Below are 5,214 nucleotides of genomic sequence, written 5' to 3' on the forward strand. Positions count from 1 at the left end.
CTTCTCGGTGCGGTCGCCGGCAGCGAACACAGGAGCGGCGGCGGCAGGAGCAGCAGCCTTGGCGGGTGCGGCAGCCGGAGCGTTCTTCTTGGCTTCAACAGCAGCAACCACGTCTTCCTTGGTCACACGGCCGTCTTTGCCGGTGCCTTTGACGGAAGCCAGGTTGATACCGTTTTCTTCAGCCAGCTGACGCGCAGCCGGTGCAGCGATCGGGTCTTCAGCGCCAGCGGCCGGAGCGGCAGCTGGAGCGGAGGCAGCCGGTGCAGCAGCGGCGGCAGGAGCAGCGGCAGCAGCACTGCCCTCTTCGATCGAGCCCAGGACCTGGTTCGACAGGACGGTAGCGCCCTCTTCGGCAACGATCGCGCCCAGCACGCCGTCAGCTTCAGCCAACACTTCCAGAACGACTTTGTCGGTCTCGATGTCGACGATCAGGTCGTCACGCTTTACAGCGTCGCCTGGTTTCTTGTGCCAGGTGGCAACGGTGCCATCGGCAACCGATTCCGGGAATGACGGGGCTTTGATTTCGATAGCCATTATCTGTGGGTCCTTAAAATTCGGTTTCAGTCAGCGCGAAGGCGTTAAACAGTGAAAGCATCTTGCAGCAGTTTTTCCTGCTGCTCGGCGTGCATCGACGCATAACCACACGCAGGTGCAGCAGAAGCATCGCGACCGGCGTATTCCAGGCCCAGGGCCTTGTTGTGGTTACCGATGCTGCGACGCAGGTGATGCTGGCTGCTGTACCACGCGCCCTGGTTCATCGGCTCTTCCTGGCACCACACCACATTGGTGAGGTTGGTGTAAGGCGCGATGGCCTCCATCAGGTCGTCTTCCGGGAACGGGTAAAGCTGCTCGATACGCACGATGGCGATGTCTTCGCGGCCTTCGGCACGGCGTTTTTCCAGCAAGTCGTAGTAAACCTTGCCGCTGCACAGGATCAGGCGAGTGACCTTGGCTGCGTCCAGGGTGTCGATTTCTGGAATTACGGTCTGGAACGAACCATCGGCCAGATCTTCCAGGGTCGAGATGGCCAATTTATGACGCAACAGCGATTTCGGGGTCAGCACTATCAGCGGCTTGCGCAGCGGGCGGATAACCTGGCGGCGCAGCAAGTGGTAGATCTGGGCCGGGGTAGTCGGCACGCACACCTGGATGTTGTGCTCGGCGCACAGCTGCAGGTAACGCTCCAGACGGGCCGAGGAGTGCTCAGGACCCTGACCTTCATAACCGTGTGGCAGCAACATGGTCAGACCGCACAGGCGACCCCACTTGTGCTCGCCGCTGGTGATGAACTGGTCGATAACCACCTGGGCACCGTTGGCGAAGTCACCGAACTGGGCTTCCCAGATCACCAGCGCGTTCGGCGTGGTGGTCGAGTAACCGTATTCGAACGCCAGTACGGCTTCCTCGGAGAGGAACGAATCGTACAGGTCGAAACGAGGCTGGCCTTCGTACAGGTGTTGCAGAGGTACGTAGGTGGTCGCGTCTTTCTGGTTGTGCAGTACCGCGTGACGGTGCGAGAACGTACCACGGCCGATGTCCTGGCCAGTCATACGGATCGGGTGACCTTCGAACGCCAGGGTCGCGTACGCCATGGTTTCGGCGTAACCCCAGTTGATCGGCAGGCCGCCGGCTTGCATCTTCTGACGGTCTTCGTAGATCTTCGCCACCTGGCGCTGAACCACGAAGCCTTCCGGAATTTCCAGCAACTTGGCGGACAATTCCTGCAAGGTCTTCAAATCGAAAGACGTATCGTGACGTGCAGTCCAGCCATGGCCCAGGTATGGGCGCCAGTCCACGAACAGCTCTTTGTTCGGCTCTTTGACCAGGCTTTTCACTACGTGCAGACCGTTGTCCAGCGCGTTGCGGTATTCATCGACTTTCGCCTGAACACGCGCATCGTCAACCACGCCGGCCTTGATCAGGCTTTCGGCGTACAGCTCACGAGTGGTGCGCTGCTTGGTGATCTGCTGGTACATCAACGGCTGGGTGCCGCTTGGTTCGTCAGCTTCGTTGTGACCGCGACGGCGGTAGCAAACCAGGTCGATGACCACGTCACGCTTGAACTGCATGCGATAGTCGACAGCCAGTTGCGTCACGAACAGCACGGCTTCCGGATCATCACCATTCACATGGAGGATCGGCGCCTGGATCATCTTGGCAACGTCGGTGGCGTACTCGGTGGAACGCGCGTCCAACGGGTTGCTGATGGTGAAGCCCACCTGGTTGTTGATGACGATGTGAACGGTACCACCGGTCTTGAAGCCGCGAGTCTGCGACATCTGGAACGTTTCCAGGACCACGCCCTGACCGGCGAATGCCGCGTCACCGTGGATGGAAATCGGCAGGACCTTCTCACCGGTGGAGTCGTTGCGACGATCCTGGCGTGCACGGACCGAACCCTCGACCACTGGAGAAACGATTTCCAGGTGGGATGGGTTGAAGGCCATGGCCAGGTGAACTTCACCGCCGGTAGTCATCACGTTGGACGAGAAGCCCTGGTGGTATTTAACGTCACCGGAACCCAGCTCGACCTTCTTCTTGCCTTCGAACTCGTCGAACAGCTCACGCGGGTTCTTGCCGAAGGTGTTGACCAACACGTTCAGGCGACCACGGTGGGCCATGCCGATCACGATTTCCTTGGTGCCGTAGGAACCGGAACGCTGGATCAGCTCGTCGAGCATCGGGATCAGGCTTTCGCCGCCTTCCAGGCCGAAACGCTTGGTGCCCGGGTATTTGGTACCCAGGTATTTTTCCAGGCCTTCAGCAGCGGTCACGCGCTCAAGCAGGTGGCTGCGCACGTCGGCGGACAGCACCGGGCGACCACGCACACCTTCCAGGCGATGCTGGAACCAGTGACGTTGCTCGGAATCGGTGATATGCGTGAACTCAGCGCCGATGGTGCGGCAATATGTCTGCTGCAACGCTTCGTGAATTTCGCGTAGGCTCGCTTCCTCTTTGCCGATGAACAGGTCGCCGGCACGGAAGGTCGTATCAAGATCGGCATTGGTCAAGCCGTAATGATTGATCGACAGGTCTGCAGGTGCAGGACGCTTCCAGAGCCCCAGCGGGTCAAGCTGGGCCGCCTGGTGGCCACGCATCCGGTAGGCCTGGATCAGTCGCAGTACTTCAACTTGCTTCTTCTCATGCTCACTGCTCACGCTCCCGGCGGAAACCGGTTGGGCGCGGCGCTGGTTCTTTGCCAGCAGCACGAACTGATCGCGAATTGTTGCGTGCGATACATCGGTGGCAGCGTTGCCGTCTGAAGACAACGTCTGAAATTTGGTGCGCCATTCTTCTGGCACAGCGTTAGGGTCGTGCAGGTAGAGCTCATAAAGCTCTTCCACATAGGCAGCGTTACCACCTGAAAGATAGCCGCTGTTCCACATGCGCTGCATCACGCTTTCTTGCATGCTTGGTCACCCTCGGTTAGGGGACACCACCGGCGAAGACACCGAGTCTGCTTGCAAAAGGCCGAGTGCAGCGACCAAAACAAGCCACTTAGGATCACGCTGATAGTCCGGGTACCAACCCGGATGCCCCTGCTTGTCTCATTTCTTCAAAATAAGAGCCGCGACCTTGTAAGTCGCTGCTCAGGTTAAAACTACGGCGCCGGTTGAAGCCTGCGCCGTAGCATCTACGGGCACAACGGTCCTGCTTTGCTACAACGTCGCTTACACGCCGCTTTGCAGCAGCATGTTACGGATGTGACCAATGGCCTTAGTCGGGTTCAGGCCTTTGGGACATACGTTGACGCAGTTCATGATCCCGCGGCAGCGGAATACGCTGAACGGGTCATCCAGTGAAGCCAGACGCTCGGACGTCTTGGTGTCACGGCTGTCTGCCAGGAAGCGGTACGCTTGCAGCAGAGCGGCTGGACCCAGGAACTTGTCCGGGTTCCACCAGAAGGATGGGCACGAAGTCGAGCAGCAAGCGCACAGGATGCACTCGTACAGACCGTCGAGCTTTTCACGCTCTTCCGGGGACTGCAGACGCTCGATGGCCGGAGCCGGCGTGTCGTTCTGCAGGAACGGCTTAACTTTCTCGTATTGCTTGTAGAAGATGCTCATATCAACAACCAGGTCACGGATAACCGGCAAACCTGGCAGAGGACGAACGATCAGCTTATTGCCTTTCACCACGGCGGACAGCGGCGTGATGCATGCCAGGCCGTTCTTGCCGTTGATGTTCATACCGTCGGAGCCACAAACGCCCTCACGGCAAGAGCGACGATAGGAGAAACCCTCGTCCTGCTCTTTGATCAGTGCCAATACATCCAGCACCATCAGGTCTTTACCACCGGTATCGACCTGGAATTCCTGCATGAACGGCGCGGCGTCCTGATCAGGGTTGTAGCGATAAACACTGACTTTCAACATGGCAGCCACCCTTAGTAAGTCCGAATCTTCGGTTCAAACGTCGGAACCGTCTTCGGCGAGAAGTTCACGGCACGCTTGGTTACGCGCTTGTCACCCGGGAAGTACAGGGTGTGGCACAACCAGTTTTCGTCGTCGCGATCTTCAAAGTCTTCACGGGCGTGGGCACCACGGGATTCTTTACGAACCTCGGCAGCGATTGCAGTTGCTTCGGCCACTTCCAGCAGGTTTTGCAGCTCAAGGGCTTCGATACGAGCAGTGTTGAACGCTTGGCTCTTATCGTTGATCTTGACGTTGGCGATGCGCTTGCGCAGATCGGCCAACTGGGCAATACCCTTCTGCATGTATTCGCCGGTACGGAATACACCGAAGTAGTTCTGCATGCAGCTTTGCAGCTCGCGACGCAGAGTAGCCACGTCTTCGCCATCGGTACGCTCGTTCAGGGCGTTCAGGCGCGCCATGGCGGCATTGATGTTGGCTTCGGTGGCGTCGTCGTAATGGATACCGTCGGTCAGCGCCTTTTCCAGGTGCAAGCCGGCAGCACGGCCGAATACCACCAGGTCGAGCAGCGAGTTGCCGCCCAGACGGTTGGCACCGTGAACCGATACGCAAGCCACTTCACCTACCGCGAACAGACCAGGGATGATCTGGTCAACGCCGTCGGCGTCCTGGGTGATCGCCTGGCCATGAATGTTGGTGGCAACGCCGCCCATCATATAGTGGCAAGTTGGAACAACCGGGATCGGCGCAACAGCCGGGTCAACGTGGGCAAAGGTCTTGGACAGCTCCATGATGCCTGGCAGACGGCTGTGCAGCACTTCTTCACCGAGGTGATCGAGCT

Annotated in this window: 4 protein-coding genes; all 4 read right to left on the reverse strand. The window is 58.9% G+C overall.

All coding sequences use genetic code 11. The features are described 5' to 3' along the window. A partial coding sequence (locus ACRESD_RS21300; RefSeq protein WP_431752711.1) for a biotin/lipoyl-containing protein occupies positions 1-534 on the reverse strand: 534 nt, incomplete at its 3' end. A 44-nt stretch (positions 535-578) separates the two neighbouring features. Continuing rightward, the gene (locus ACRESD_RS21305) at positions 579-3,410 is read right to left on the reverse strand and encodes a 2-oxoglutarate dehydrogenase E1 component (protein ID WP_431752712.1); all 2,832 of its coding nucleotides are present in this window, start codon (positions 3,408-3,410) and stop codon (positions 579-581) included. 261 nt (positions 3,411-3,671) lie between these two features. Continuing rightward, on the reverse strand, positions 3,672-4,376 hold the full coding sequence (locus tag ACRESD_RS21310) for a succinate dehydrogenase iron-sulfur subunit (RefSeq protein WP_003172807.1): 705 nt from the start codon (positions 4,374-4,376) through the stop codon (positions 3,672-3,674). Between the two features lie 11 nt (positions 4,377-4,387). Further along, a partial coding sequence (locus ACRESD_RS21315) for an FAD-binding protein (RefSeq protein ID WP_431752713.1) occupies positions 4,388-5,214 on the reverse strand: 827 nt, incomplete at its 5' end.

The organism is Pseudomonas sp. (assembly GCF_050739995.1).
In the GTDB taxonomy this organism is placed as follows: domain Bacteria; phylum Pseudomonadota; class Gammaproteobacteria; order Pseudomonadales; family Pseudomonadaceae; genus Aquipseudomonas.